The sequence below is a fragment of the Saccharopolyspora sp. NPDC045839 genome (assembly GCF_056431645.1).
Map to the genome: position 1 here is coordinate 1 of NZ_JBWKKH010000054.1, position 26,332 is coordinate 26,332.

A 26,332-nucleotide genomic window follows, 5' to 3' on the forward strand; every position below is an offset into this window, starting at 1 on the left:
TGGCCATGCTCGCCCTCGGCGGCCAGCCCCCAACCCTCCCCGGACGCGCCTGAACACCCACGGACCAGTCACAAGAGCCTGAAATTGCGGGAGTTGTCCACAGGCATCGGCGTGTCGGGGTGCGACACGCCGATCTTCTCCAGTTTCCATTGAAATTGGACCTTCGATTTCAATGGAAATTGCGGCCTCAGCGGAAGGCGGCGATGTGGTCGTGGACCCATTCCCGGAAGGTCCGCGCCGGGGCGGCTGGTCCGCCGCTCATCCTCGGAACCCCTTCGCTCGACTGGCACGAACGCTAAGAGTTCGACATGACTAGAGGTCAACACCACATCCGGCGACTTGACCTCCAGCGTGCTGGAGGTTCGATGCTTGGGACCAGCACTGATCCCGTGACCCTCGGGGGCGAAACAATGCCGGTGGAAGTCGGAATCTTCTTGCCCAGCGCGGTGGAGGCAGAGATCCGGGAGGCGGCCTACCACGCCGTGGACGCCGAGCTGGACGCCATCTGGAGCGGCGACAACCTCGCCAACGGGGTTCCGTCGCTCGACGGCATGCTCGCGCTGGCCACGGCGGCTGCCGTGACCGAGTGCATCGACATCGGCTTCGCCGTCTACCTGCCCGCGCTGCGCCCGCACGTGTGCGCCGCCAAGCAGATCGCGACGCTGCAACACCTCACCGGCGGCGACCGCCTGCACCTCGGCATCGGCGTCGGCGACCACGACAGCGGCTACGCCGCCGTGGGCCTCGACGCCGCTACGCGCGGCCGGCGCACCGACGAGTTCCTGCAGCTCCTGCCGTCGCTGCTCGCCGGCGAGCCGACGGCGCTGCCGCACGGCGCGACCGCCCAGCTCGCCCCGGCTGCCGCCGTGCCGCCGCTGTGGATCGGCGGCTCCGCGCCCGCCGCGCTGCGCCGCGCGGCTCGCTTCGGCGACGGCTGGTTCGCCGAGCTGCACACGCCCGAGGAGATCCGGACGAACGCCGTGCGGCTGCGCGAGCTCGCCGAGCAGCACGGTCGCCAGGCGCCACACCTGGCGATCGCGATCCAGGGCAGCCTGGTCCAGCGCCCCGATGACCGCGTGCACGATCGCTGTGCCGAGAACCTGGCCAAATCCTTCGGAATTCCGGTCGAGGACGCCCGCGACCGAGTCGTCGCCGGGACCCCGGAGCAGGTCGCCGAGCAGCTCGCGGCGTACGCGGAGGCGGGCGTGGAGAAGATCGCACTCGCCGTCGATGGCGACTGGCACGACTCCTGCGATCTGCTGGGCCGAGTCCGGCAGATCCTCACCCCGGGCGGGCGCCCGAAGTGCTCCCGATCGCCGAAGTGACGTCTCCGCCGGTGCCATCCGCCTGAAACCGGCCCGTCACGAGCCGATTGCGGAATCTGCTTGCGCGCCGGTGTGGGAAGCGCCCCTGCGGGAGTTGCGGCCGGGCCCGGCTCGTGCACATCCGGACCACGACCGAATGCCCGCAAGGACTCTTCGTCTCGACACGGCTCGTACCTGGGGAGAGCACGGCTCCGAAGGCTCGCGGGCGACCTCCGGAGGAAGCTCGTGGGCTCGATGGCGAGATCCTGCGCTACGGGGCGCGGAAGTGCCGTCGAAGGCCTGGCCGCCTACTCCTGATCACGCTCCGCCAGATCCACTCGCCGGGTCCGGCCCTCACCCGAGGGCATTGGTGGCGACGGTGGAGGTTCCGGTGTTGAGGACGGCGTCGCAGGCGTCGAGGACCGGGATGTGCAGGTAGCCGCTTTGCAGCCGGGTGCGGTCGGGGCCGGTGTCCCCAGGGCCGGCCTCGCGGAGGCCGGCAAGGCTGAAGCCGAGACCGGCGTCCGCGAAGGCGGCTTCGATGCTGCCCGGCTCGGGCTGCTCGAGCGTCGTGTTCTCGACGGTGAACCCGAACGGCGCCGCCTCGTCGGGGTGAGCGGGGTGGCGTGGTCGCGAAGCCAGGCGGCGAAGGGGGAAGCAGGCATGGAGCGGCTCGATTCTCGGTGCGAGGAGGTGGCGGAGGGCGGAATGGTTCACCGCCCCGCCGGCGGCTGTTCGGCCGGTTCGGCGACGTGGGAGCACGTCGCAGGCGTCGGGGGTTAGATCTTGCGGCCCGCAGCGGACGCGAAGCCCAGCCAGGTGTGGCGGTTGGCCCACCAGCACCAGCCGACCTTCGGGGCGTTGCGCCGCTCTCGGCCGTCCCGCCCCGTGCCGTTGCTGATCCACAGGGCCGGCGTGCGGGAGTCGAAGGCCCCGTTCTCCTTGCGCAGCCGGGAACCGATGGTCATGAAGCAGTGGTTGCGCTCGAGAGCCGCCGGCTGCTGGAGCACCCAGTGGATGCCCTCGGTGAGCAGCAGCGGGGTACGTCCCTCCTCACCGAGGGCGGGCAGGGCCTCCTCCGGGCTCCAGTTGGCCATGCCGTCGCCGCGGTCGAGGCCGGCGACGAGGTACAGCGGAGCGTCCGGCAGGTCGACGCCGCAGGGCGCGAAGCGGTCGACGTCGGGCATGTCGGTGACGACGAAGCCGGGCTTGCCGCCGTGGCGGAGCAGGGGTGCGACAGCGGAGGCGGGAGCCCGGTCCGGGTGGACGGCGAGCAGGGCGTCGTTGCTTTCGTCGCCGGCGTTCTCGGCGAAGGCGCGCACATCGTCGGCGGAGATCCCCGCGAGCTCGTGCACCCCCAGCTCGATCAGGCGCTCCGCCTGTGCGGCGAGAGGAGGCAGAGCGGCGGGAGAACTGTCTGTCAAGGCACTCCTCGGTTCGAGGTTCGGGGCGATGAAGCTGAGCGCGGTCGCTGGCAGAACGGTGCTCCTCGTCGGACGTGTGATGCCGTCGACGTTGAGCGGGGCGGTACCGGCGGTGATCTGCAAGACCTTCCTTCAAGGCTGAAGCCGGAGCTCGACTGCTGCGCGGCGGGATCGTCAGCGGGCGCCGCGCCCTTGAGCACGCCGCGCGCCGAACGCCTGCTGCTGGAAGCGCGCGTTGCGGGCCTGCTGCTGACGCCACGTGCCGCGGTCGGCTCGCGAGAACGAGCCGGGCGCCTGGGTTTTGACGTGGTCGGTCTTTCGCATCCAGAACTTCCCTTCAGCTATTTTTACGTCGATGGTAACATTATAACGAGCCCATCGTGGGGCGTCAACGTATTTTTACGACGGAGGTAAGTTTTCTCGTGGAAGCCGGATCGGACACCGCTCAGCTGGGCCTTCGGGAGACCAAGAAGCAGGAGACGCGACAGCTGATCTCCGACCACGCGACGCGACTCTTCATCGAGCGGGGCTTCGAGGAGACGACCATCGCGGAGATCGCCGCGGCCGCCCGCGTCGCGAAGAAGACCGTGACCAACTACTTCGCGCGCAAGGAAGACCTGGTCCTGGACCACCAGGACGAGTTCGTCGCCACCCTCGCTCGCGCCGTGGCCGCCCGCCGCCCCGGCGAGTCCGCGCTGGCGTCGCTCCGCCACGCCTTCGAAGCCACCGTCGCGGCGCAGGATCCGGTCGCGGGGTTCGCCGGCCCGGACTTCACCCGCATGATCGCCGCCAGCCCCACCCTGTCGGCCTGCCTGCGCGGCCTGCACGACCAGCGGGAACAGGCGCTGGCCGAGGCACTCGCCGACGCCGTCGGCGGGCAGCGGTCCGACATCACCGTCCGAACGGCCGCCGGGCTGCTGGGCGCCGTGCACCGCATCCTGTTCCAGCGGATCCAGGAGCTCACCCTGGCCGGGAACGCCAACGACGAGATCGCCGGGACTCTCACAGGGGAAGCCGTCCGCGCCTTCGACCTGCTCGAACCCGCCCTCGGCGACTACGCGGTGGCCTGAGGCGAGCCGTTCAGCTGCTTGCGAGGGGCGACTCGGGCACGCGATCGCGGCCGTTGGTCGCGGCCGCCTCCTCGTCGGCTCGGCGCCAGGCAGCCTTCGCCAGGTCTTCGCGGCCCGCGCGGTGGTGCAGCTCTCCCAGCTCTCGCAGGGCCAGGGCTTGCTGGTAGCGCTCTCCTCGGTCGGTGGCCAGGCTCAGGCCCTGGTCGATCAGCACGCCCGCCCTCGCGAAGTCGCCGACGTCCCGGTGCGCCGCTCCCAGGTCGACCAGCACCTCGCTCTCCGCCGCCGGGCCCCCGACCTTCGCCACTATCTGGCGCGCCGCCTGGAGGTTCGCCGTCGCTTCCGAGTACCGCCCGAGCTCCCGGTAGGCCTTGCCCAGGCGGTGGTTCGCGTAGGCGACCTTCGGCGTCAGGCCGTGGTCCGCGGCCAGCTCCAGCGCTCGGTGCAGGTATTCCAGCGCCGCTTCGTGGTCGCCCAGCCGGCGGTGCGTGTCGCCGATGTCCGCGAGCGCGCTGGACTCCCCGTCGATGTTGCCCGCCTGCCTGGACAATTCGAGCCCGGTCCGCAGGCTCACCAACGCCTCGTCGAGGAAACCCTTTGCTGCCAGGGAATTCCCGAGGTTGCTGCGCAAGACTCCCTCTCGGTACGGGTCGCGCCCGGCGCACAGCGACGCGCCTTCCCGGAGGTGCTGCAGCGCCTCGTCGAACTCGCCCAACCGGAAGCACACGACCCCGAGCGACTCCAGCGTGCTCGTCTCCTGCGCGCGGTCCCCCGTCCGCCGGTGGAACTCCAGCGCCCGGTACAGGTGTTCGCGCGCTTCCGCTCCGCGACCCAGCTCCAGGTAAGTCGCCGCCAGATCCGCCCTGGTCATCGCCTCGCCGGCGGCGTCCTGCGCGGCGATCGCCGCGGCCAGCGCGGCCTCGTGGGTGCGCACCCAGTCGTGGTCGTGCCCGTAGCCGTAGAGGTACAGGTACTCGCGCAGCGACCGGGTGAGCTGCCAGGCGTGCGTCGGCCGGCCCTGCGTCGCGGCCAACCGCACCGCCGCGATCAGGCAGGCGCGCTCGGCGTCGAGCCAGTTCCTGGCCTCTTCCCGGGTGCTCAGGGCCGGGCGGTGCTCGGGTTCGCTGCCCACCAGCGGCACCTCGGGCTGGTGCGGTTGCAGCAGGCGCGTCGCGCCGGCCGTGCTGTGCAGGTAGAAGTCCAGCACGCGGGTGATCGCCGCGGAGCGCGCCGCCTCGGGTTCCTCCTCCCGCACCAGGCCGCGGCCGTATTCGGCGAGCAGGTCGTGCAGGCGGTAGCGGTGCCTGGTGACCACGTTGGCCAGGTGTTCGTCCACCAGGCGGTCCAGCAGGATGCGGGCCTCGGTCGCGGTGATCCCGGCCAGCGCGGCCGCCGCGTCGGCGGTGAACTCGTCGCCCGGGTGCAGGCCGAGCAGCCGGAACAGCCGGCGCTCGTCCTGCTCCAACGCCTGGTAGGAGAGGTCGAACACCGTCCGGAGCCGGCGGTTGCCCGCGACCAGTTCGTGCAGCCGGTCGTCGCTCTCCGCCAGGCGCGCGGCCAGGTCCGACACCGTCCACATGCGACGCGACTGCAGCCGTCGCGCGGCCAGCGCCACCGCGAGCGGCAACCGACCGCACAGCTCCACCAGGCTGCGCGCCGCCGCCGGATCCACCTCGACCCGGGCGCGGCCGACCGCCTTGGCCAGCATGCCCTCGGCCTCCTCGGGCGTGAAGACGTCGAGCGGCATCGTCCGCGCCCCGTCCAGCGCCAGCGTGCAACGGCTGGTCACCAGCACCACGTTCTCCGGGCCGGACGGCAGCAGCGGCGTCACCTGGTCCTCGCTGGACGCGTTGTCCAGCAGCACCAACGCCTTCTTGTCGTAGAGCCGGTCGCGGAACAGCATCATCCGCTCGTCCACCCGGGACGGGATGTGGTCGTCGGGCACGCCGAGCAGCCGCAGGAAGGACGCCAGCACCGCGGCCGGATCGGCGGGCGGCTGGTCGGCGTGGCCGCGCAGGTCCACGTACAGCTGGGAGTCGCTGAACCGGCCGGTCGCCAGCAGCCGGTGCGCGGCGTGCACCGCGAGCCGCGTCTTGCCGACGCCGCCCATGCCTTCGATCAGCACGATCTTCACCGCCGAGCCGGCGGTCTGCGGCAGTTCCTCGTGCAGCGCGCGGAGTTCGGCTTCCCGGCCGGTGAATTCGCCGATGTCCGGCGGGAGTTGGCGGTGCGCGCTGACCGGCGTGAACTCCGGCCGCGACACCTCCTGCCGCAGCACCCGCTGGTGCGCCGCGCTGAGCTCCGGGCCTGGATCGGCGCCGAGTTCGCCCGCCAGCCTGCGGCGCAGCGCGTCGAAGACGTTCAGCGCGGCGGCCTGCTGGCCGCTGCCGGCGAGGGCGATCATCAGCGCGGCGTGCACCGCCTCGTGCAGGGGATCCGCATCGGCGACCCGCTGCAGGTGCGGGAGGACTTCCTGGTGGTGCCCCAGCTCCGCGGCGACGGCGGCGTATTCCACCAGAACGGCATGGTATTCCCTGGTCAGGGCGGTGATCAGCGGATGCGCCTGCAGGCTGCCGAGCCCTTCCAGCGGTTCACCGCGCCACAACGCCACGGCGTCGGCGAACAGCCCGCGGGCCTCGGTGGCCTCCCGGGCCTGACGCGCCCCGGCGACCAGCCGCCGGAACACCATCAGGTCGTGCTGGCCCTCCGAGACCGAGAGCTGGTATCCGCCGCGGTCGGCCACCAGCACCGGCGTCTCGTCCGAATCGGCCTGCAACCGGCGCCGCAGCCGGGAAATCCGGGACTGCAGCAGATCCGCCGACCCGGCCGTGGATCGCTCGCCCCACACCGCCTCGATCAGCGAATCCCGCGCCACCGGCGCGTTCGGCGACAGCGCGAGCAGGCCGAGCAGCACCCGCTGGGTCTCCGATCCGGGATCCGCCGACTCGCCGTTGACCGCGACCTTCAGCGGCCCCAGCACCTCCACCCGCAGGCCGCTGCCGCCCTCGCCGCCCGCTTCGCGGATCAGCTCTTCCAGCTCGATCCGGGACAGCGCGAGAACTTCGGCCAATCGGCGCAGCGTCGATACGCGCGGTCGAACCACCCTGCCCTGCTCCACATCGCGCAGTCCCGCCGCGCTCAGCCCGGCCTGCTCGGCGACCTGGAGCTGCGTAAGACCAGCTCGCTTGCGGAATCCGCGAACCACGCCCCCCAACTTGCTCCCGGTCGCGCCCACAAGACCACCTCAATCGAAGTTCGTTCGAGCCGTTGGCGATGAAGCGCCGCAGCGGACCGCGGGAGCCGGCGACGACACGCTTTCGCTTGTCCTCACAACAGTTCCGACGCAGCGGAACCACTTTTGGTTCCACCGAACCGTTTCCGGTCGCCTCGCAGCGCAACGTTCTCGCGAGGTTCCGCCACCGCACCGCCACTCAAAACGAGGCTGGAAAAGCCTCATTGCCACTCACGACGAGAAGTCGCCTTCGGACAGTGCCGCACTGACCGCCGCGACGATTTCGCCGACGCCGTCGCCGCCGATGATGAGCTCCGTGCCGCTGCCCGGGTTCAGGCACAGGACGTGCTGCCGTTCCGGCCAATTGGCGGCGAGGACGAGAAATGGCAATTGTGTGAAGTGCTCGACCTTCGCCGCGGTGCGGGAAAGCATCTCCGCCGAGGTGAACACCGGGATCGCCGAACCCACCAGCAGCCACGGGAAGTTCGTGTCGTCGACGTCGTCGGTCAGCGGACGCGACAGCGGCAGCACGACGTCGGCGTCGACCAGCGCCGCCAGGTAGGCGTCGAGGTCCTGCAGTTCGACGGCCGCGGCCAGCGCTTCTTCCAGCTCGTTCGCCGGCGGGACGACGCCGGGTTCCGCGCCGTCGCCGAGCTCCACCAGGCAGTCGCGCCGGATCTGCGCCTGCACCACCGCTTCCGCATCCTCGGCGGGCACCAGGAATTCCTCGCCCGCTGCCATTCGGGCCAGCGATTCCGGCGACATGATTGCGCCGATCGGCAGATCGAAGTTGAGCGCGAAGCAGTAGTCCGGGTGCGGCCAGTTCTGCGCCAGCGCCGCGGCGTCGACTTCCCGGTGGCCCGACGAGAACGGTCCGAGCACGTGGGACAGCGCTTCCGGCGAGGTGAAGACGAAGACGTGCGCCCGCTCCAACGGGATCAGGTCGTCCAGCTCCTGCCGCAGTTCGGTGCCCGGCTCGGGCAGCACCGGCAGGTACAGCGGCGCGGCCAGCACGATTTCCGCGAACCGCTTGCTGTCCCCCGCTTCCAGCGCCGCGACCAGCTCGTGCTCCACGTCGTTGGCCGGTTGCCATTGCGCGTCCAACCGAAACCGCCCTCCCGGTAGGTCGTTCCACGAACAGTAGTACTTCCGAAGAGCCGTTCTGGGGTACTTTGTCCCCCAACGGTTCCCGGCGAGATTTGCTCGGAGTTATGGCACGCACCCTCTTGGTCTCCCCCGAACAGCGCGGTGCGCTCCCGACGATTCGCGACGCCCTGGAGGCCGCCGACGACGGCGCGGTCATCTCCATCGCGCCCGGGGAGTACGAAGAACCGGTGCACATCCGCCGGAAGCGCGTGACGATCGCCGCCCGCGAGCCCGGCACCGTCACGATCCGCTCGCCGTTCCGCGACCACCCGACCGTTTCGGTCGTCGACGGCACCGTGGAGCTCAGCGGGCTCGCCGTGTTCGGCGACGTGCAGCCCGCGATCCGGATCGCCGGTGGCAGCGCGCAGATCTTCGACTGCACCGCCACCGCCGGGTACGCCGCCGCGATCAGCATCGGCGACGGCGCCGACGTGACGTTGCGCGGCAACCGGATCAGCGACTCGCAGTGCGGGCTGATCGTCGAGAACGCCGACGGCGTGGTGGAAAGCTGCGAGATCCAGGACATCGTCGACGATGCCGTGATCGTGCGGCTCGGGGCGCGCGCCGCGCTGCGGCACTGCACCGTGCGCGGGGCCGGTTTCCGCGGCGTCTACATGTACCAGGCGGGCGGGTCCAGCATCGAGCGCTGCGACATCTCGCAGACCGGCGAGGCCGGGATCGCGGTGGCCGACCAGACCTCGCCGAACATCGTCGAATGCTGGGTGCACGACACCCAGGGCGTGGGCATCTCGGTCGGGCGCGGCTGCGGCGGCGTGATCGAGGACTGCCGGGTGGAGAACGCCGCGCCGCCCGGCGTGCTGATCGACGAAGACGCGCGGACCGAGGTCCGGCGCGGCGCCGAGTCGAAGCCGCCGGTGGGCGCCACCGCGACCAGCGGCAACCAGCAGGACCAGGAGAAGATCGACGAGCTGCTCGCCGAACTCGACGGCATGATCGGCCTCACCGGCGTGAAGTCCGAGGTGCGGGCGCTGATCGACGAGATCCAGGTGAACGAGTGGCGGCGCAACGAGGGCCTGTCGGTCAACGCGGTCAGCAACCACCTCGTGTTCACCGGCGCGCCCGGCACCGGCAAGACCACTGTGGCCCGGACCTACGGAAACCTGTTGAAGGCGCTGGGAATCCTGCCCCACGGGCGGTTCAAGGAGGTCTCCCGCCGCGATCTCGTCGGGCAGTACATCGGGCACACCGCGGAGAAGGCCGCGTCGGCGTTCGACGACGCGCGCGGCGGCGTGCTGTTCATCGACGAGGCCTACACCCTGTCCCGGCCCAGCGGCGGCGGCGCCGACTTCGGGCAGGAGGCGATCGACACGCTGGTCAAGCTGATGGAGGACCACCGCGACGAGGTCGCCGTGATCGTCGCCGGCTACACCTCGGAGATGGGCGAGTTCCTGGCCGCCAACCCCGGCCTGGCGTCCCGGTTCGCCAAGACCCTGGAGTTCGAGAACTACACGCCGGAACAGCTGGTCTCGATCAGCGGGCACCTCGCGCGCGGCGACGACTACCTGCTCGGCGACGACCTGGACCTGGCGCTGCTGGAGTGGTTCACGCAGGTCGACCGGGACGCGAACTTCGGCAACGCGCGCGAGGCGCGGAAGCTGCTGGAACGGATGCGCAAGTCGCAGTCGACGCGGCTGCGCAACCTCGGCCGCCGCCCCTCCCGGGACGAGCTGCGCACGCTGAGCCTCGACGACCTCCTCGACGCCATCCGCGAGTGACCCCACCGCAATTTCCATTGGGGTTTTCCAACCTCGTTCTGCGTGGCGGTGCCGGTAGCGGCCCCCTGCGGGAGTTACAGCGCCCGCCTGGCTGTGAGTGCCCTGACTCATGTATGCCAGGTCTGATTTCCATTGAAATTGCGGAAGTTGTCCACAGCCTCCGGCGTGTCGGTGCACGACACGCCGAAGATCCGCAATTTCCATTGAAATTGAACCTTCGATTTCAATGGAAATTGCGGATCGGTCGGACCCTGGCACGGCGCCCGGCCCTGGCACGGCGCCCGACCCTGGCACAGCGCCCGACTCTGGCATGGCGTTACCCGGTTTGCCGGTGTAGGAGCGTGGCGGCGGCTTGGGCCGCCTGGTGGTAGGGCGGGAGGTCGTCGCCGGTCCAGAACACCTCCACCTGGGGGTGCTCTTCGCCCGTCGCCGCCAGCTCGCGGTGGGCGACGAGCACGAGGTCCCAGGCCTCGACGTGCGGGGCCACCTCTACGAGGTAGACCCGGCGGGCGGGCTGGTCCGGGGCGAGTCGCCAGGTGCGGCGGATCGCCAGGACTCCGTCCTCTTCGGACAGTGCGTCGACCACGAGGTCGTCGGCGAGGTCCGTCAGGTCGGCCGCCAGGTCGGCCAGCTCGGCGGGCACGCCGCCCGTCAGGTCCAGGCCCGATGGGATCCGGTCGCCCGCGGACGCCAGCAGCTCCGGGCGCACCGGGGCGAAGCGGTGCTCCGTCGCGGGCGTCCCGGCGGCGATCCGCACCTGCTCCGCTCCGGCCGGGTCGCCGGGAATTCCCAGCGCCACCAACGCGTTCCGGAGCAGCTCGACGTCGGCTTCGGGAATCGAGAGACCGAGTTCCACGGCCGAGCCCAGCACCGTGTCCGGCAGATGGGCCAGGTCGCCACCGGCCAGCATCCGGCGGGCGTGCGTCGTCACCTCGTCGGGGAACCGCCCGGCCAGCCGCAGCAGCACCCGGTGCAGGCCCGCGTAGATCCGCCGGCCCTCGTCGTCCAGTTCGGCCCACTCACCGGTCACGTCGGTCCTCCTCGGCGTTCTGCGGGGCACCTGCGCCCGCGCGGCCTGGGCGACCCGGAGGGGGAGGCGCGCCTCGGCGGTTCTCCCTGACCACGATCACCTCGAAGTCTCGCGGGACCGCGTTCAGGATGCCACGCTCGTACATGGCCTCGGCCGCCTCGATCGCCTCCCGCCGAACCACCTCGGCCAGCTCCGGATCCGACACCTGCCGGGTGCCGGAACGGGGCGGGAACACCGCCTCCCGGTCCCCCGCGAAGGCCGAGAACACCGAGAGATCGCGGGCCTGCTCCCCGGTGAGCCGGTAGACGACGAGGACCTTGCGCCCGCTCGCCGGGTTCTCCGCCATGAACCGAACGGCCACCGCCAGGTCCCGGCTCACGCTCAGGAACTCGCGGGCCGTCCCGTTCGGCAGCAGCCTCGAACCGTAGATCGGCGAGTACACCGGCGTCAGCCAGTCCCCGCGGTACGCCCGCACCGGCGATTCGGCGGACCCGACGGCCGGGAGCTGCAGCATCGCGTCGTGCACCATGTCGGCGTGCCAGCGCATCTCCTCGAACAGCCGCGGCACCACCTCGTCGAGCCCTTCGCGGATCTGCCGCCACGCGGCGCGCTGCGCCCGGCGGGCTTCCCGCACGTCGCCTTCGGCCCGGCGGGCGGCGTCGCCGCGGCCCGCCGCCCGGTGTTCCCGGATCCGCTGCTTCGCGTCTTCGCCCCGATGCGCGGCGTCCACCCAGTCGCGGGCCGCCGCGGTCAGCGGCGAGTCGCGGCTCAGATGGCCCTCGCCGACGTGCACGATCCGGCGCAGGGCCAGCGGCAACGGCAGCGGTTTCTGCGCCTCGGCGAGGTTCTCCAGGTAGTTCGACACCAGGTCGTTGACCTTCTTGGCCATCCCGGCGCGCACCGCGGATTCCGACGCCCCGCCCGTCCACAGCTGGGTCCGGGTCACGTTGTTGATCAGGTAGTGGGCGTGGCGGGTGTAGACGGTCAGCGCCATCACGTGCGGCTTCGACAGCCGCTCGCCCAGCGCCCGCACCGCGGCCGGGTCGTCCGGGTCGATCCCGCCCTCGCTCAGCCAGTCGGCGAAGTCCGCATCGAGCACCTCGCCGGTTTCGAGCTGCGGCCACAGCCGGTCGGCGATCTCCCGCACCATGTCGTTGCTGGGCGGCTGGGTCTCGGTGAAGCCGCCGGGGTCCAGGGCGTGCTGCAGGTACCGGGCCTCGTGCGGGAACAGGCCGTCCGGCAGCACCTCGGTGCGCAGCGCGTGCAGGTCCAGTCCGGGCAGGTTCCGGTAGAAGTCCACCGCGCTGAACCGGTCGCCGAAGTCCATCCGCACCACGCCCGCGATCTGCGCGCCGCGGACGATCTCGAACAGCGAGTGGTCCTGCCCCGGCAGCATCCAGCCCATGAGCGCGCCGAGGAACCGCTCGGCGTGCTCCGATCCCAGCCCCAGCACCCGGACCGCCAGCAGCATCCGGGTGGTGGTCGCCGAAATCCCGTCGACCACCGGGAGGCCGTCCGCGGCGATCCGCTTGGCCCAGCTGCCGGCGGCGGTCCGGTGCGCGACCGAGCCCTCCCGCCAGGGCAGCGGGGTGTCCGGTTCGAGCGGCCGCCCGGCGATCGATTCGAGGTATGCCCGTTCGAACCGGCCGAGCGGCGCGTTCAGGTCCGCGTAGTGCGCCGGGGTCGTGCTGAGCGCTTCCTGCTCTTCGGGCGTGCGGTCCTGCCTGCCGCGCTGGCTCTGGATCACCTCGGCGAGGTCGCGCGCCCCGTGTTCGGACATCAGCACGGCGTTGCCGGTCCCGAACGGGTCGCGGGCGAAGCGGAAGCCGCCGTCGAACACCTTCTCCAGCCTGCTCATGACCGGGCGGCTCACGGTCTCGTCGAGTTGCCGCCGCATGCTCCCCAGCAGATCCAGGTCCATGCCGGCGACACGGGCCTGTTCCCAGCGTTCGTCGTCGAAGATCCCGAGAATCGCCTTGCCCAGGATGTACGGGTTGTCCCGCTGGTAGTAGGCGGCGTTGTAGAAGGCCGTCGTTAGCTCGCGCACGTTCCCCTCGGCGAGCAGCTCGTCCAGGGTGACCCGGGTGCCCACCTGCCCGGCGGAGGCCGGGTCGTCGTCGCGGAAGAAGGCTCCCTCGACGCGCCGCGCGAACGCGTCCTCGCTCTCGCCCGGCGTGCGCGGGGTGAGCGCCTTGAGCACGTCGCGCAGCCTGCTCACCGCCTCCCGGGCGGCGTCCAGGGTTCGCCGGTCGTTGAAGTAGTGAGCGCCCAGGGCCTGCTCGAATTCGGTCGCTTCCCGCATCCACCTGGGGTCGTTGAAGAACCTCTCGAACTCGAACGGAACCCTTGTGTTGTCCACTTCGGATGGTCGCTCGGGAGTCAGCATGGCGGCGTTGAGCTGCCGCAGCGCCATGCCCGCCATCAGGTCGAGCTGCGCACGGCTGTCCGGCATGCGCCGCAGCGGGACCGAGACCGCCGACTCGGGTGACCTGGCCGCCACCAGCTTCCCGTTCTCGACCCGGAGCACGACCCGCCGCCCGTCGGCCAGGTCCGCGGCCCACGCGTCCGGGGCGTCCGGGTGGCGTTCGACGCCCAGCCTGCCCATCAGCTCCGCCACCGCTTCCGTGAGGCGCCGCTCTGCGGCGGCCAACCGGTCGGCCGGTCCCTTCGGTGCCGGTGGGTGCGCGTGGGCGGCCGGGTCGTCGGGGTCGGAGTGGTAGGCGAACGCGCCGTGCAGGGGGCCGGGCCGGTCGCCGGTTGTTCGTGGCACCGTCGACTTCCAGGACATGACCCCGTCGGCGTCCACTGTGAACTCCGCGTTCGGTCCCGGCCGGCCGGTGCTCGACGGAGCCATCGGCCTCGGCGGAGCCGGAGGCCCCGGCTCGGACGCGGGCTTCGGTGCGGACGCGGGCTGTTTCGTGGTGAAGGGTTTCGGCGCGAACGCAGGCTTCGGCGGGGCCGCTGGCCTTGGCGGGGCCGCAGGCTTCGGCGGGAACGCAGGCTTCGGCGGGAACGCAGGCTTCGGCGGGAACGCTGGCCTCGGCGGAACCGCGGGCCTTGGCGGAACCGCAGGCTTCGGGGGCGTGGCAGGCCTCGGCGGGAACGCAGGCTTCGGGGGGAACGGGGGCTTCGGTGGCGTCGGAGGCTTGGGCGGGGCCGGGGGTCCTGCCGGCGGTGGCGGCGTCGGGGGCGCCGATGGCGGTGGCGGGGTCTGCGGCGGTTGGGGCGGGGTGCCTTGCTGCACCACCTGGCCGTCGCCGGTGACGCGGAACCGGGTGGTCGAGCCGTCCGGCGCCGCGACCGTCAGGTCGACCTCGACCGCGGCCCGCTCGTCGAAGGACAGCTCCGCCGCCAGCCCGCGCGCGAGTTCGACCGGGTCCAGCCCCATCCCGTGGGGCATCAGGTCCAGCCCGGCCGGCAGTTCCCAGCGCTTCCCGGTGAGCTCCGACGCGGCGGCCAGGATCTCGTCGACCAGCCGGTACCGGGACGACGCGTCGGCGTCGAAGCGCGCCATCCAGGCCCGTTCCCGAGCGATCGCGTCGACGCTGCTCCCGGGATCCTGGACGAGCATGGCGCGCACCTCGTGGAACGCGTCGTGCCAGCGCTGAACCGCCTCGTCGAAGCGATCCCGGCCCGCTGTGGGGAGTTCTTCCCGCGCTTGCGGCACGGCCGTCGCCGCGCGCTCCAGCTCGTCGACCGCGTCCCGCAGCTGGCGAACGCCGTCTTCGACCACCCGGTGCGGCGCGGCGCGGCCGATCTCGTCGAGGAATTCGCGCAGCTCCTCGGCCATCCGCAGGTGGTGTGCCACCAGGGCGGCCGTCTCGTCGCTGATCAGGCGGAGCTTCGCACCGGGCTCAGCCAGGCCGGGATGCTGTTCGCGCACGTGCGCGGCGAGGGATCGGTGCGGCTGCTGCGGATCGTGGCCCGGGAGTTCCGCGGCCGACCGCATCGCGGCGTCCAGGTCGAACACGTTCCGCTCTGCCGCCCGCTGCCGTCCGGCCAGCGCGCGCAGCACGCCCTTGAGCTTGCCTTCCGGCAGCTGCGATTCCTGGGTGAGCTCCCACGCCCGCTGCTCCACGAGGCCGCGCTGCAGCTCGGGCAGCAGCGTCGCGGGGATGTCGACGAGCACGTCCACCGGTTCGGCGTTGACCTCGACCCGGCGGAGCTGATCACCCGGTAGGCCGGTGTCGGTCAGCTCCTGCACGGCGGCGGTGACCGAGAAGCGGGTCCGCAGCCGGACCAGCACGTGCGGCTCGAAGCTCTCGCCCTCCAGCTGCGTCCAGGAGCCGACCTGCGCGCTCGCGGAGCTGTCGACGGTGCTGCTCGCGTTCACGCCCGGCACGCCCCAGCCGGCGGTCAGGTCGCCGGGGCCCACATCGCTCTCGCTGCTCGGCAGCGTGCCGGAGAGCCCCGCCGATCCCGTTCTGCTCTGCCCGCGCCCGGTCGTGAGGTTCCGCTGCGCCCGCTTCAGGGTGTACGGCCCGTGGTCGCCGGGTTCGTAGCGGTGCAGCACCTCGACGTCGAAGTTCCGCAGCTGCACCCCGACCGCGACGCTGTGCTGCGGCGACACCGCGAACTCGTCCACGATCTTCGGCCGTCCGTCGGACAGGTCCGCCCAGAGCGATTTGCCGTGCCCTGGCGTGAACATCTGCTGCACGCCGCGGACGACGTTGTGCGCCTTGCGCAGGCCCAGCGGCCGCGCCCAGTCGGCGCGGAGCACCTGGCGGACGGCGGTTTCGGCCGACGAGAGCAGGTCGGTGAGGCTCCACTCGATGATGCGGCTCTCCGCCTCGGCGGGCAGGCCCGTCAGCCTGCGGAAGCCCGCGCGCTCGTGCGGGCCGAAGGCCGCCGGCCGGGCGCGGTGCATCGCGTACTTGAAGACCAGCGTTCCGTCCGAGATCCTCGTGTGCACCTGCGGTTCGCCGGTCACCGCGCTCTTCACGGTGCCGAGCAGGCCGACCGGAACCTCCTGCAGCCGCGCGGTGAACCGGCCCTCGGCGGGGCGCTCGAAGCGGGCCAGTCCGGTCCCGTCGAGCACGCCGGGCTCGTTGACCTCGGCGTGCGAGGTGGACAGGCTGGTGCGCTGGCTGCCGCTGCCGCCGACGCTCCCGGTCTCGCCGACTTCGCCGATCGGCGAGCCCTGCGTATCGGTGAGATCTCCGGAAATACCGGCGGTTCCGGTCGCGCTGTGCGTGATCCTGGCGTTGGCCCGGTGGCGGTAGCCGACCGCCGCGACCGCGCCCGGTTCGGTGCCGACGGTGGTGGCCGGGCCGGTCGGGGTCACCTCGTAGGTCAGCGAAAGCCGCATCCACCGGCCGTTCTTGCGGACCAGCCCGGTGAACAGGTCGGTGCCGCCGTCGGCGAGCGCCTGCCGCTGCGTGTTGTTCAGCGCCGCGCCGGGCGCCAGCGCGCCGCGCAGCCGCTCCTCCAGGCCGGTCGTCTCGGCCACGTCCTGGCCGAGCTCCGCCAGCAGGTCCAGCGCGTGCTGCAGCGGCCGCCCGTCGCTCGACCGCCAGCCGCTCACCAGGCCGGGGCCGATGCCGCTGCCGGTCACCGGGCGTTCCGGGTCGCGGTGGTACTCCGGCGGCCGGAATCGGTTGCCCAGCACCACTTCTTCGTCGGTATCGCGCAGCAGGCGCGCCAGTTCGGCGAGCGCGTCCGCGTCGCCGCTGTCGGCGGCGGCCCGCGAGTTCGGGTACTCCGCCAGCGCGCGATCCACCAGCCGCCGGTCGATGTCCGCGCCGTCCCGCCCGAGTTCGGCGGCCCGCCGCTGCACTGCGCGGGCGGCGACCCTGCGGTCCAGCGGCAGGTCGTTGTTCTCCCAGGCCGTCAGCATCTCGTCGACCATCGCGGCCGGGACGGCGTCCACGACGAGTTCCAGCCCGTTGGCGTAGAACTCCATCACCTGCTGGGCGGTCAGCACGAACTGGAACCTGCCCGGCACGGTCTCGCTGCCGATGGCGGCGGGCAGCACCCGGGCCGCCGCGGCTTCGCCCGCCGCTACCGAGATGTTCAGGTCGGCCTCGAAGGTGAGCGCGTCGAGGTAGGGCGTGATGACGTTCTCGTCGTCGCCGCCGGAGCGCCCGCGCTGGGAGGTCATCCCGTCGGCGCGGCCGCCGGAGCCGCCGGCGTTCGAGTCCATGCCCGCCAGCGCGCCCGGGTCGGCGACCGAGGTCGTGGTCCCGTCCGCGCGGCCCGCGCGGAAGTCGTGCCCCGGCTGGGAGAGTCCCAGCGGGCCCGTGCCGACGCCTTCCAGCCGGTTCAGGACGCGCAGGCCGGTGGGCCGGGCCGTGATCAGCGCCCGGCCCCGCAGCTGCCCATGCGGGTCGCGGGTCCGGATCAGCTGGCCGCCGGAGAGCCATTCGCCCGCGTGCGCGAGCGCCGTCGCGTTGCTGGTGTCCACCCAGGCCGCGGTGGTCGGCATCCGGCTGCGCACCGCCGAGTCCAGGCCGCGGGCGTCGAGGTGCAGCAGGGACTGCATGCCGGTGAACAGCTCCTCGAACTCCGCCTCGTCCCGGATGCGCACCGTGGGCCCGGCCTCGCGCGCGCCGTCCGGGCGCACGTCCGCCGGGGTGTAGATGTCCAGGACCTGATCGGCGATCTCCTCGCGCACCTGGTCGCCCGCCGCGTCGCGGACCGGGGCGCCGGTGGCGTCGACCACGCTCACGGTGAGGGTCAGCGGCACCCGCCACAGCGAGCTGCCGCCCCGGTACTCCAGCCGGGAGCCCGCGTTCTGCGAGTAGCTGAACGAGTCGGCCGCGCTGCTGCTGGGGCTGCGGCCCCAGACCATCCGGCCCAGCAGGGCGCTGGCCTCGCGGAGGCGGCTGCGCGCGAACTCCATGCTGGTGCCGATCGAGGAGCTGGTCAGCAGCGCGCTGACCCGCTGCGTCCGGCCGACGCGGCCGATCTCCTCGGCGCGCTCGGCCGCCCACCGCGCCTCGACCTTCACCCAGCGCAGCTCCACCTGCCCGGACCGGCCGCGGGTCTCGACCGGGATGCGGAAGCCGTCCTGCATCGCCTCGGCGAGCCAGGTCTGCGCCTTCTCCTCGGTGAACTCGGCGAGGATCGCGTCCACGTCGCCGTACCGGTCGGCGAGCGCGGCGCGCAGGAACTCCCGCGCCTCCGGCACGCCGGTCAGCTGGACCACGCGGTCGAGCAAGGTGGGGCCGCTGTCCTGCAGCTGACCGGGGTTGGGCCGGTGCGGCCGATCCGGCGGCGTCAGTCCTTTGTGGACCTCCGGCACTTCGCGCGTCGTGGTGAGCGGCCGGCCGTCGGCCGTGGTCAGCGCGCTTCCCAGCGCGTCGAGCACGAGTTCCTGCACGGTCGTGGTCGCGATCGCGCCGTCGGCGTCGTAGCGCAGGTCTTCGCGACCGACCGGCAGCCCGTTGCGCGCCGCGTCCTGCGCCGCCAGCTGCACCCATCCCTGGCCCGTGACCTGCGTGATCACCGGCTGGGCGGGCCGCTCGACCTCGACCTCCGTGGTCACCCGCACCCGGTAGGTGTGCTTGGGCCGGAAGTCGAAGTCCTCCATCGTCATGAAGTGCCCGGTGCTGGTGTTCGTGCCTGCGGAGGCGCTGCGCCCGAACATGTACCGGACGGCGGCGACCAGCTTCGGCCCCAGCGACGACCCGACCTGGAATCCCCTGGACAGCCCGGTCGAATCGGCCGCGGTGCGGTAGGCGGCCCCGATCTGGCCGTGGCCCAGCTGATCACCGGCCGCGTGCGTCGGCGCGGCCGCGTCCCAGTCCACCCGCGACCGCAGCGTCACCTGGTGCGACGCTCCCCCGGGCAGGCCGACCTCGAAGCTGAAACCGCCCGGGCGCAACGCGGTTCCGACGCGTTCCTGCCGCTGCACGTGGTACAGCACCTGCGTGCGGACCGAGCCATCGTCGCGCAGGTCGGCGGGGAGTTGCGCCAGGACGGCGTCCACCACGCGGCTGGTGTCGTCCAGGCCCGCAAGCCGACCGGCGCGGAGCAGATCGGCCTCGTCGCGCGTCGCGCCTTCGAAGACGACGGTTTCGCCGAGCGGCTGCTGGTGGGCCTCGTTCAGCCACACCTTCACCGGGCGGTCCGCAGCCACCTCGGTGCCGGCGCCTTCGTCGGCCCGGATCCAGAGCTTGACGTCCGTCAGGTCGTACTGGAGGACGTCGCCGCGGAACTGGTCGGAGGACGAGACGTGGCCGAGCTGCGCCACCGAGGCGCCGTGCGAGTTGGTGGTGCTCCACCGGCCCTGCGGGTCGGCGTCGAGCGTCTCGCCCGACACCAGGCTCACCGGCACCTTCCCGGACAGCACGATCTGCCGGCCGCCCGAGGCGGCGTTGCCCAGCTCCGGCAGGCTCAGCAACGTGGTCTGCCGCCTGAGGAGCTCGGCGTCGGTGCCCACCTGGGTGGCCTCGCCGAAGGTGATCCCGACGGAGAACAGCTGACCGTCGAGCGCGAGCGTCCGCCCGTTCTCGTTGAACAGGTCCGGGAACGCGGCCAGCAGCAGGTGGTTCAGCTCGGCCGGGGTCAGCCCGTCGACGCCCTGCTCGGCCAGCCACGCCACGGCCTCCGACATGCCCGGCAACTCCCGGTCCACCGGCGCGGCGTGCGCGAGTGCGACCTCCGATGGCTTGCCGCCGGATGCGCTGGGCGGAGTGCCTGGCGCACCAGGGCCTGCCGCGTTGGCGCCGCGACCCGGCAGGCCCTCGTGCATCGCGCGCAGCCCCGCCTCGACCTGGGAACGCATCTGATCCGGTGTCTCGGCGGCGGAAACGCGCACCTCGCCGAGGTCCACCTGGCGCAGGGTGCCGGTGCCGTCGTCGAGCCACGCCGGCGCGCGCACGTGGACCTCGCCCGGCGCCAGGCCCGGGTCGACCGCGAGGTCGGCCGCCACATCGGTGCCGGATTCGCCGTAGTGCACCAGCAGAGTCCCGTCGGGCTTGCCCGCTATCGCGACGGCGTCGGATTCCGCGGTCGCGGGCGCCGTGCTGGACTGGCGGCGGGCGATCTCCTCCTGGAGCAGCTGCTCCGCGTCCTCGCGCGAGCCCGCGTTCCCCGGTTCGACCTGCAGAGTGCGTGGCGACGCCTGCCAAACGTCGCCTTCCGCCGTCGCGTCGCCGCGGACGGGGGCGTGGCCGTGCGTGGCTGCGAACTCGCCGGGCGCGAGGACCGGGCTGGTGGCGAGCAGGTGCGCCATCGACTCCAGCAGGCGCTGCCCGCCGAGTTCCAGCGCCTCGGCCGCGTTCGACGTCGTGGTGGTGGAGATCCGGATCTCGGCCGGCGCGGTCTGGACGTAACCCGCCGGGGTCAGCTCGAAGCCGCCCGGCAGCACGTCGAACGCGCCCGCGGGCACGCCGTCGTCCAGGCCCGGCTTGACCTGGACCACCTGGCCGCTCGGGGCGTGCACGGTGAAGATCCCGGTGTTCTCGTCGAAGGACCCGAGACCGCGCTCGACCAGGCTCGCGAGCTGGTCGGTCGGCCCCTGGCGGGCGAGCTCCGGTGAGCGGACCGGGTCGGCCGGGGCCTCCGGCGGTTCCAGGCGGACCTGCTGCGCCTGCGGGACCGGGCCGGGCTCGCGCAGCGCGGGCGCGGACTGGGCAGGTGCGTTCTGGGCGGCGGCTTCCGGGGCTGTGGTCTCGCGGGATTCGGTGTTGCCGCTCTGCTCTGCGGTTTCGGAGCTTGGTCCGTCCGGTGTGGACGGTTGTCCGGACTCCGCTGGAGCGCCGTTGTCCGGCTGCGCGACCTCGGACGTGGAGGCCCCGGGGTTTCCAGGTGCCGAGGTGTCGGGCGAACCCGTCTCGGCGGTACCTGCCCCCGACGTCTCGGTTCCGGGAGTGTTCGTGGTTTGCGAGGTGCCAGCGGGGTTTCCGGCCTCCGTTGCACCGGCCGGATCGGCATTCTCCGTCGTTCCGGCAGAACTACCTGTCTCGGCGGCCGGAGTACCAGCCTCTGTCTCACTTGCCGAGCTTCCGGCCTCTGACGTGCCCGGGAGATTCCCGGTCTCGGTTTCGCCGGAAGGACCAGCACTTTCCGCCGTTCCAGCAGAACTACCCGGAGTACCAGCCTCTACCTGGCCTGCCGTGCTGCCCGGCGGGTTCCCGGTCTCGGTCGATCCGGACGGACCAGCGTTCTCCGCCGTCCCAGCGGGGTTCCCGGTCTCGGTCGATCCGGACGGACCAGCGTTCTCCGCCGTCCCAGCGGGGTTTCCGGTATCCGGCGAACCGGCCGGGTTCGCCGCCCCCGGTGTTGTGGTGTTGCTGCCGGGCTCTCCTGGGCTGGTGGGCCGCGTTTCGGCGTCCGGCGATCCGGCGCTCGCCTCCGGGCTTTCCGCCGTGTTCCCGGGGCTTGGGCGGCCGGACTCGGCCCCACCCGAATCCGGCTGCCCGGCCTCCGGCGCACCCGCTTCGGTGCTGCCGGAGCCCGGCCTGCCGGCCTCGGAAGGCCCGGCCTCAGGGGCCTGTTCTCCTGATTCCGGTGCGGTTTCCGCGGGCTTCTCGCCGTTCTCCCGGCCGCCGGCGTTCTCGCCGTCCGGCCCGTCGTCGGCGCCGGGCGTGGAAGTGCCCGAACCTCCGTTGCCCGAACCGCCACCCGAACCCGCCGAGCCGCCCGCGGCTCCGCCACCGGGGCGCGCCCCGCCGGGACCCTGCCCCGCATTGGACCCACCGGAACCCGACGCACCGCCGGACGCACCGCCGGAACCGGCGCCTCCCGCGCCTGCCGCCGGACCGGCGGCATGAGCTCCGCCCATCGAGCCGTTCCCGGCCGGAGCAGCGGTGGGTCCGTCTGCCGTGGGCGTGAGCGCCGGGGCCTGGCCGCCCGCGGGCGATGCGGCCGTGGCGGGATCCGCGATGAAGTTCGTCAGGTTCGGGGCCTGGCCGGTGCTGACCACCGACATCAGGTCGAAGGCCTCGGTGACCTCGTGGAAGCTGCGCTCGCCGATGCGCTGCTCCCACACCCCGCCGACCGCGCCGCCCAGCGCCGCCTGCCCGATGCTGTCGGCGGTGATGCCCTCGCCCCCGAAGAGCCGGCCGGCGCCGCCCGGCGAAGTCACCGCCGTGGCACCGACGAGCCCGGCCACGCCGCCGGCCGCGCCGAGCGCCACGAATCCCGAAGTCTTGCTGGCCAGCCCCAGCGGGGCCCCGCCGAGGCTCGCGCCGACGAAGGCCGCCGCGGTGGACCGCGGGTTGTAGGAGTACCGGCCGTCGGTCTCCAGCACGGTCTTGGCCTGGGCGAACACGTCCGCACCGATGCCGAACTTGAGCGCGCTCTGCAGGCCGTAGCCCACCATCCGCTGCCCCAGGATGTTGCCGGTCGTGAACGCCTTGGTGCCCGTTCTGGTGGCCACCCCGCGTTCGAAGGTTCTGCGGACGGCGTCGTCGACCAGCCGCGCCTGCTCCCGGCTCAGCGCCGACGCGAACGGCACCGGTCGCCCCGCGAGCCTTGCCGCGATCTGCTTCTCGACCGCCTGCCGCATGGCGGCGTTCTTCCGAACGCTCTTCGCCGCCGCCCTGCGCAGGGCCGGCGTGGCCCCGGCGCGGGCGGCGTCCATCGCCATGTCGCGCATGATCCGACCGGACTGCTGGCGCGCGGCCGAGCGCGCGAGCTGCCTGCCGAGCGCTTTGCCGCCGGCGGTCTGCCCGATCCTGGTCGCCGCGCGTCCGGCCGCCGTAGTGCCCAACCTGGCGAACGTCCGGCCGCCGAGCTTCGCCGCCGCGGTCCCGGCGCGCATCCCCAGCCTCCGCAGGGTCTGCTGGATGAAGATCGCCCCGACCCGCTGCAACGCCTTCTCGACGGCCACGCGGGTCGCGTTCCGCGCCACGATGATCGCCGGTGGCACGGTGACCATGGAGGCACCCCAGGTCGGCACCGCCGCGATCGCCGCCCGGAGCAGCTCGTAGCACAGGAGCAGCAGGCTGGCCTGGAAAGCGCTCTTGGCCAGCACCACGCTGTTGTTGAACTTGAAGGCGCCCTGCGCGTACGAACCGGCCGTGGTGACGTAGTCGTTCGCGGCCTGGGAGAGCTTCATCACGGCCATCTTCATCGTGGGTGCCGCGATGCCGCCGTTCCAGCCGGCGGTGACGTCCGCCGCGGCCTGCTGCGCTTCCCGGAGGAATTCGACGGCGCGCTCGGCCTCCGCCACCCACGCCTTGCCCAGCTCCGCCGACAGGTTCTCGTCGGCCTCCGGGTAATCACCGATCAGCAGGCGGAAGACCGAGCTCAGCCGCGGGAGCACGATGGGCGAGTGGAACCACGAGCGCAACCATTCGTTGAGCTCGTCGATGTACACGTCCATCTGCTCGCCGAAGTCGACCACGCCCTGCGCGAAGGCGTCGAGGGCGTCAGAGGTGACCTCGCCGACGCCGCCGTCACCCAATGCGGACCTCCGCGGCCGAACCCGCCATCACGCCTCGACGTTCCGGTGCTGGTCGGCGAAGTAGTCGTCCACCGTGCCGTAGCTGCCCAGCGCTTCGATGCCGTTCTCCGCGATGATCTTCAGTTGACCGGCCAGGTGCGCGCGGTTCTCGAACACCGCGTCGGAATCCGGGAAGTTCGCCTTGCCCTGCTGTCCGATGCGGTCGCCGCCGAAGGTCCGCGGGTTGTCCATCAGCTCCGCTATCCGCTCCTTGCTCGGTTCCGCTCCGCCCTTGTAGGCCTCGCCGTACTGGCCGAGCCTCCTCAGCAGCGCCGCGACCGCCTCCGGGCCGCCGTTGACGTTCAGCGCGTCGCTCATGACTCGCCCGCCTCTCCGCGATTTACAGTGGTGGTTGCGTTCAGCCCAATCTCCCGTTGCGTCGCTTCCCGTGGCTGGTTCGCGTCACGGTCCCCTGAGGTGCGGTTGAGGAGGACTGGGCCACTCATGACTTCTCCTCCCGGTCCGCGTAGCGTTCGGCGTCGCTGCGCATGAGGTCTGCGAAGTGGTCGTCGAAACCGAGGTCCTCGCGCGACTGCTCGGCGCGGATCTCGGCCAGCTCGGGCGGCATCTGCTCGGCCATGATCCCCTGCACCCGCTCGGTGACCTGGGCGACCGCGTCCCGGCTGGCCTGCAGGATCATCGCGGTCAGCGCGGCGGCGTTGGGCTGCCGGAAGACGCGCGGATCGATCACCAGGTCGACGAGTTGACCGCGCGGGCCGACCACGACCTTCACCATGCGGTCCGGCGACCACGCCACGCCGAGCTGGCTCATCATCCTCCGCTGGGTTTCCGGGATCCGGCGGGCCGTCTGCTGCAGCTGTTCCAGCAGGTCCCGGTAGACCGGATTCACCGACATGGGCTCAAATTCCACGGCAGGACCCCGAATTCATCGCACCGAAAACGTGGACAACTCGCGCGGTGCACCGGCTAACATCCCCGGCGTGTACGCGAAACGCAGCTTGCGAACGCTGCTCGCCGCTGCCGTCGGCAGCCTCGGCATCCTGCTGATCGACCCGTCCGCCGCCCAAGCGCAGCAGTGCGTCGGCGCCGGCCAGGCGACCAGCCCGGTGCCGTGGGCTCAGCAGGTCCTCACCCCGGAACGGCTCTGGCCGCTGACGTCCGGCTCCAAGCAGCGGGTCGCCGTCGTCGGCACCGGCGTGTCGAGTCCGTTGCTGGACGGCACGATCGCGGCGAGCGTCGACCTCAGCCCGCCGTCGCGGACCGGGGCCAGCGGCAAGCCGGACTGCCTCGGCCTGGGCACCGCCGTCGCCGGAGTCATCGGCGCGAAGGAGACCAGCGAGCACGGATTCCACGGCGTGGCACCGAAAACGAAGCTGCTGTCCGCGAAGGTGGTGGGTGATTCGTTCCCGCAGGGCACGCAGCCGAACGACTCCGTGGCGCCGGACACGCTGGCGGCCGGGATCAACTGGTCCCTGGAGCAGGGTGCGACCATCATCACCGTAGCCGCGGTGTCCTATCAGGACAGTCCGGCGCTGCGGCAGGCGACGCAGCGGGCCCTGGCCGCCGACGTCGTGGTGATCGCGGCGGCCGGTCGCGCCGAGCAGAACGATCCGCCCGGCATCGCCCCGTATCCCGCCTCCTACGAGGGAGTTCTCTCGGTCGGGATGATCGGCGAGGACGGCATGGTGGCGGCCGACACGCACGCACCGCGCGTGGACCTGGTCGCCCCGGGCGCCGAGGTCACGGCCGCCTACCCGGACGGCGGGGTCGGCCCGGCCACCGGCACCGAACTCGCCGCGGGTTACGTCGCCGGAACCGTCGCGCTGCTGCGGGACTACCGGCCGCAACTGTCCAATGAGGAGGTCGTCCAGCGGCTGCTGGCGACCGCGTCGCCGGCGCCGGAGGGCGTCGGCAGCAGGAACTACGGCCACGGGCTCATCAACCCGTACCAGGCGGCGGTGGCGAACCTCGTCGACGGGCACCCGACCAGGCTGGCACCGGCCGATCCCGGCGTCCCGACCGCCGAGGAGCTGGCCCGGGAAGCGGCTTGGCAGCAAAGCGATTCCCTCGCCTACGGCCTGGTCGCGGTGGGCGTGTCGGCGGCGGTGGTGATGACCGCCGTGGTGGTGTTCGGGCCGCGCGGCCGGCGCCGCCGCTGGCGGTCCGGCGTCGCCGAAGCCCCGGTCGACCGCCCCGAGGACGAGCTCCCGGAGCCCCCGGCCGACCTCTTCGACGACCGGCCGAAAACCGGCGTCTGACCCCAAGTCCGGTCCCTCCAACTCCTGCTGCACGGCAAGCGGATCGCGACTCTCGAGTCTCCCGATTTTGCCTAAAATTGGGTGCACCTTCGCCGGGCTCCGAGGCATCCAATTTTAGGCAAAATTGGAACCCAAGATCACCTGGAGCCCGTGGTGGTGGGCGGGCGCGGGCGGATCGTGGGCGGATCCGGCCGGAACCGCCCACCGCACCACCGCGTCCGCCCGCGAAGCGCCGGGTCAGGCGTTGAAGAGGTTCGAGGCGCGGATGTCAGTCGCCATCATGTCGTCGCTGGCCTGCGTGGTCAGCTGACCCGTTCGCACCTGGGCGTCGCCCAGCGCGTTGGCCTGGACGTCCCACTTGGCCTCCGCCTGGTCGAACGCGTCCGCCGCCGCACCGTTCCAGTCCTCGGCGAGGATCGCCTTCGCCTTGGTCTTCAGGTCGTCGAACAGGCTCTTCATCTGGCCCGCGGCGGTGACGGTGTTGCCGCCGGTGTCGCTGATCGAGCCGAAGCCGTACTTGATCGTCATCGTGTCGCCCTTCCCTCAGGCAGAAGTTCTGAACCGCACTGGCCTTGCGCTGCCGAACGATTTCCGGTCTTTGAGGATGCGGCGTCAGCCGCATGCTGGGTGGGACTCAGCTCGCACCGCCGCGGGTTCTCAGATGTCGTCTGGCGAGGACAGCCCCGACGCGTCGTATTGGACATACGTGTGTCGGGGATCCCGGAGTCCAGGCGGCATCTGTAACTCCCGCAGGGGGGCCGCCACCCGCACCGCCAC

Annotated in this window: 14 protein-coding genes; 4 read left to right on the forward strand and 10 right to left on the reverse strand. The window is 72.0% G+C overall.

Translation table 11 applies throughout. The features are described from left to right. Positions 1-416: 416 nt before the first annotated feature. Positions 417-1,325 (forward strand): LLM class flavin-dependent oxidoreductase, encoded by a 909-nt coding sequence (locus AC07EQ_RS40940; protein WP_478393177.1) that lies wholly within the window; start codon positions 417-419, stop codon positions 1,323-1,325. A gap of 333 nt (positions 1,326-1,658) precedes the next feature. Here the strand turns inward: AC07EQ_RS40940 and AC07EQ_RS40945 are convergent, their stop codons facing one another. From AC07EQ_RS40945 to AC07EQ_RS40955, 3 genes are all read right to left on the reverse strand, one after another. Beyond that, positions 1,659-2,021, reverse strand: a complete 363-nt coding sequence (locus AC07EQ_RS40945) for a hypothetical protein (RefSeq protein ID WP_478393178.1) — start codon at positions 2,019-2,021, stop codon at positions 1,659-1,661. 62 nt (positions 2,022-2,083) lie between these two features. After that, a complete protein-coding gene (locus AC07EQ_RS40950; RefSeq protein ID WP_478393179.1) occupies positions 2,084-2,728 on the reverse strand; it encodes a DUF5701 family protein in 645 nt (214 codons plus the stop codon). A gap of 174 nt (positions 2,729-2,902) precedes the next feature. Further along, a complete protein-coding gene (locus AC07EQ_RS40955; RefSeq protein WP_478393180.1) occupies positions 2,903-3,052 on the reverse strand; it encodes a hypothetical protein in 150 nt (49 codons plus the stop codon). A gap of 98 nt (positions 3,053-3,150) precedes the next feature. On the opposite strand from AC07EQ_RS40955, the gene AC07EQ_RS40960 reads away from it, so the two are divergent. After that, complete coding sequence (locus AC07EQ_RS40960; RefSeq protein ID WP_478393181.1) at positions 3,151-3,798, forward strand: TetR/AcrR family transcriptional regulator; 648 nt, start codon at positions 3,151-3,153, stop codon at positions 3,796-3,798. Positions 3,799-3,808: 10 nt separating this feature from the next. On the opposite strand, the gene AC07EQ_RS40965 is transcribed toward AC07EQ_RS40960, so the two are convergent. Next, positions 3,809-7,003, reverse strand: a complete 3,195-nt coding sequence (locus AC07EQ_RS40965) for a BTAD domain-containing putative transcriptional regulator (protein WP_478393182.1) — start codon at positions 7,001-7,003, stop codon at positions 3,809-3,811. 258 nt (positions 7,004-7,261) lie between these two features. Further along, on the reverse strand, positions 7,262-8,134 hold the full coding sequence (locus AC07EQ_RS40970; protein ID WP_478393183.1) for an SseB family protein: 873 nt from the start codon (positions 8,132-8,134) through the stop codon (positions 7,262-7,264). Positions 8,135-8,241: 107 nt separating this feature from the next. Between AC07EQ_RS40970 and AC07EQ_RS40975 the strand changes: the two genes are divergently transcribed. After that, positions 8,242-9,912, forward strand: coding sequence for a right-handed parallel beta-helix repeat-containing protein (locus tag AC07EQ_RS40975; protein WP_478393184.1), 1,671 nt, complete (start codon positions 8,242-8,244; stop codon positions 9,910-9,912). A gap of 316 nt (positions 9,913-10,228) precedes the next feature. Here the strand turns inward: AC07EQ_RS40975 and AC07EQ_RS40980 are convergent, their stop codons facing one another. The 4 genes from AC07EQ_RS40980 to AC07EQ_RS40995 form a co-directional block, all read right to left on the reverse strand. Then, on the reverse strand, positions 10,229-10,942 hold the full coding sequence (locus AC07EQ_RS40980) for a hypothetical protein (protein WP_478393185.1): 714 nt from the start codon (positions 10,940-10,942) through the stop codon (positions 10,229-10,231). Then, complete coding sequence (locus tag AC07EQ_RS40985; RefSeq protein ID WP_478393186.1) at positions 10,932-23,297, reverse strand: WXG100-like domain-containing protein; 12,366 nt, start codon at positions 23,295-23,297, stop codon at positions 10,932-10,934. The genes AC07EQ_RS40980 and AC07EQ_RS40985 overlap by 11 nt, the downstream gene beginning before the upstream one ends. A 27-nt stretch (positions 23,298-23,324) precedes the next feature. Further along, positions 23,325-23,654, reverse strand: a complete 330-nt coding sequence (locus AC07EQ_RS40990; protein WP_478393187.1) for a hypothetical protein — start codon at positions 23,652-23,654, stop codon at positions 23,325-23,327. Positions 23,655-23,778: 124 nt separating this feature from the next. Next, on the reverse strand, positions 23,779-24,192 hold the full coding sequence (locus AC07EQ_RS40995) for a YbaB/EbfC family nucleoid-associated protein (RefSeq protein ID WP_478393188.1): 414 nt from the start codon (positions 24,190-24,192) through the stop codon (positions 23,779-23,781). A gap of 85 nt (positions 24,193-24,277) precedes the next feature. Here AC07EQ_RS40995 and AC07EQ_RS41000 point away from each other — a divergent pair, with 85 nt between their 5' ends. Further along, the gene (locus AC07EQ_RS41000) at positions 24,278-25,555 is read left to right on the forward strand and encodes a S8 family serine peptidase (protein ID WP_478393189.1); all 1,278 of its coding nucleotides are present in this window, start codon (positions 24,278-24,280) and stop codon (positions 25,553-25,555) included. A 237-nt stretch (positions 25,556-25,792) separates the two neighbouring features. Here AC07EQ_RS41000 and AC07EQ_RS41005 read toward each other — a convergent pair whose 3' ends face one another. After that, on the reverse strand, positions 25,793-26,083 hold the full coding sequence (locus tag AC07EQ_RS41005) for a WXG100 family type VII secretion target (RefSeq protein WP_478393190.1): 291 nt from the start codon (positions 26,081-26,083) through the stop codon (positions 25,793-25,795). Between the last annotated feature and the right edge of the window lie 249 nt (positions 26,084-26,332).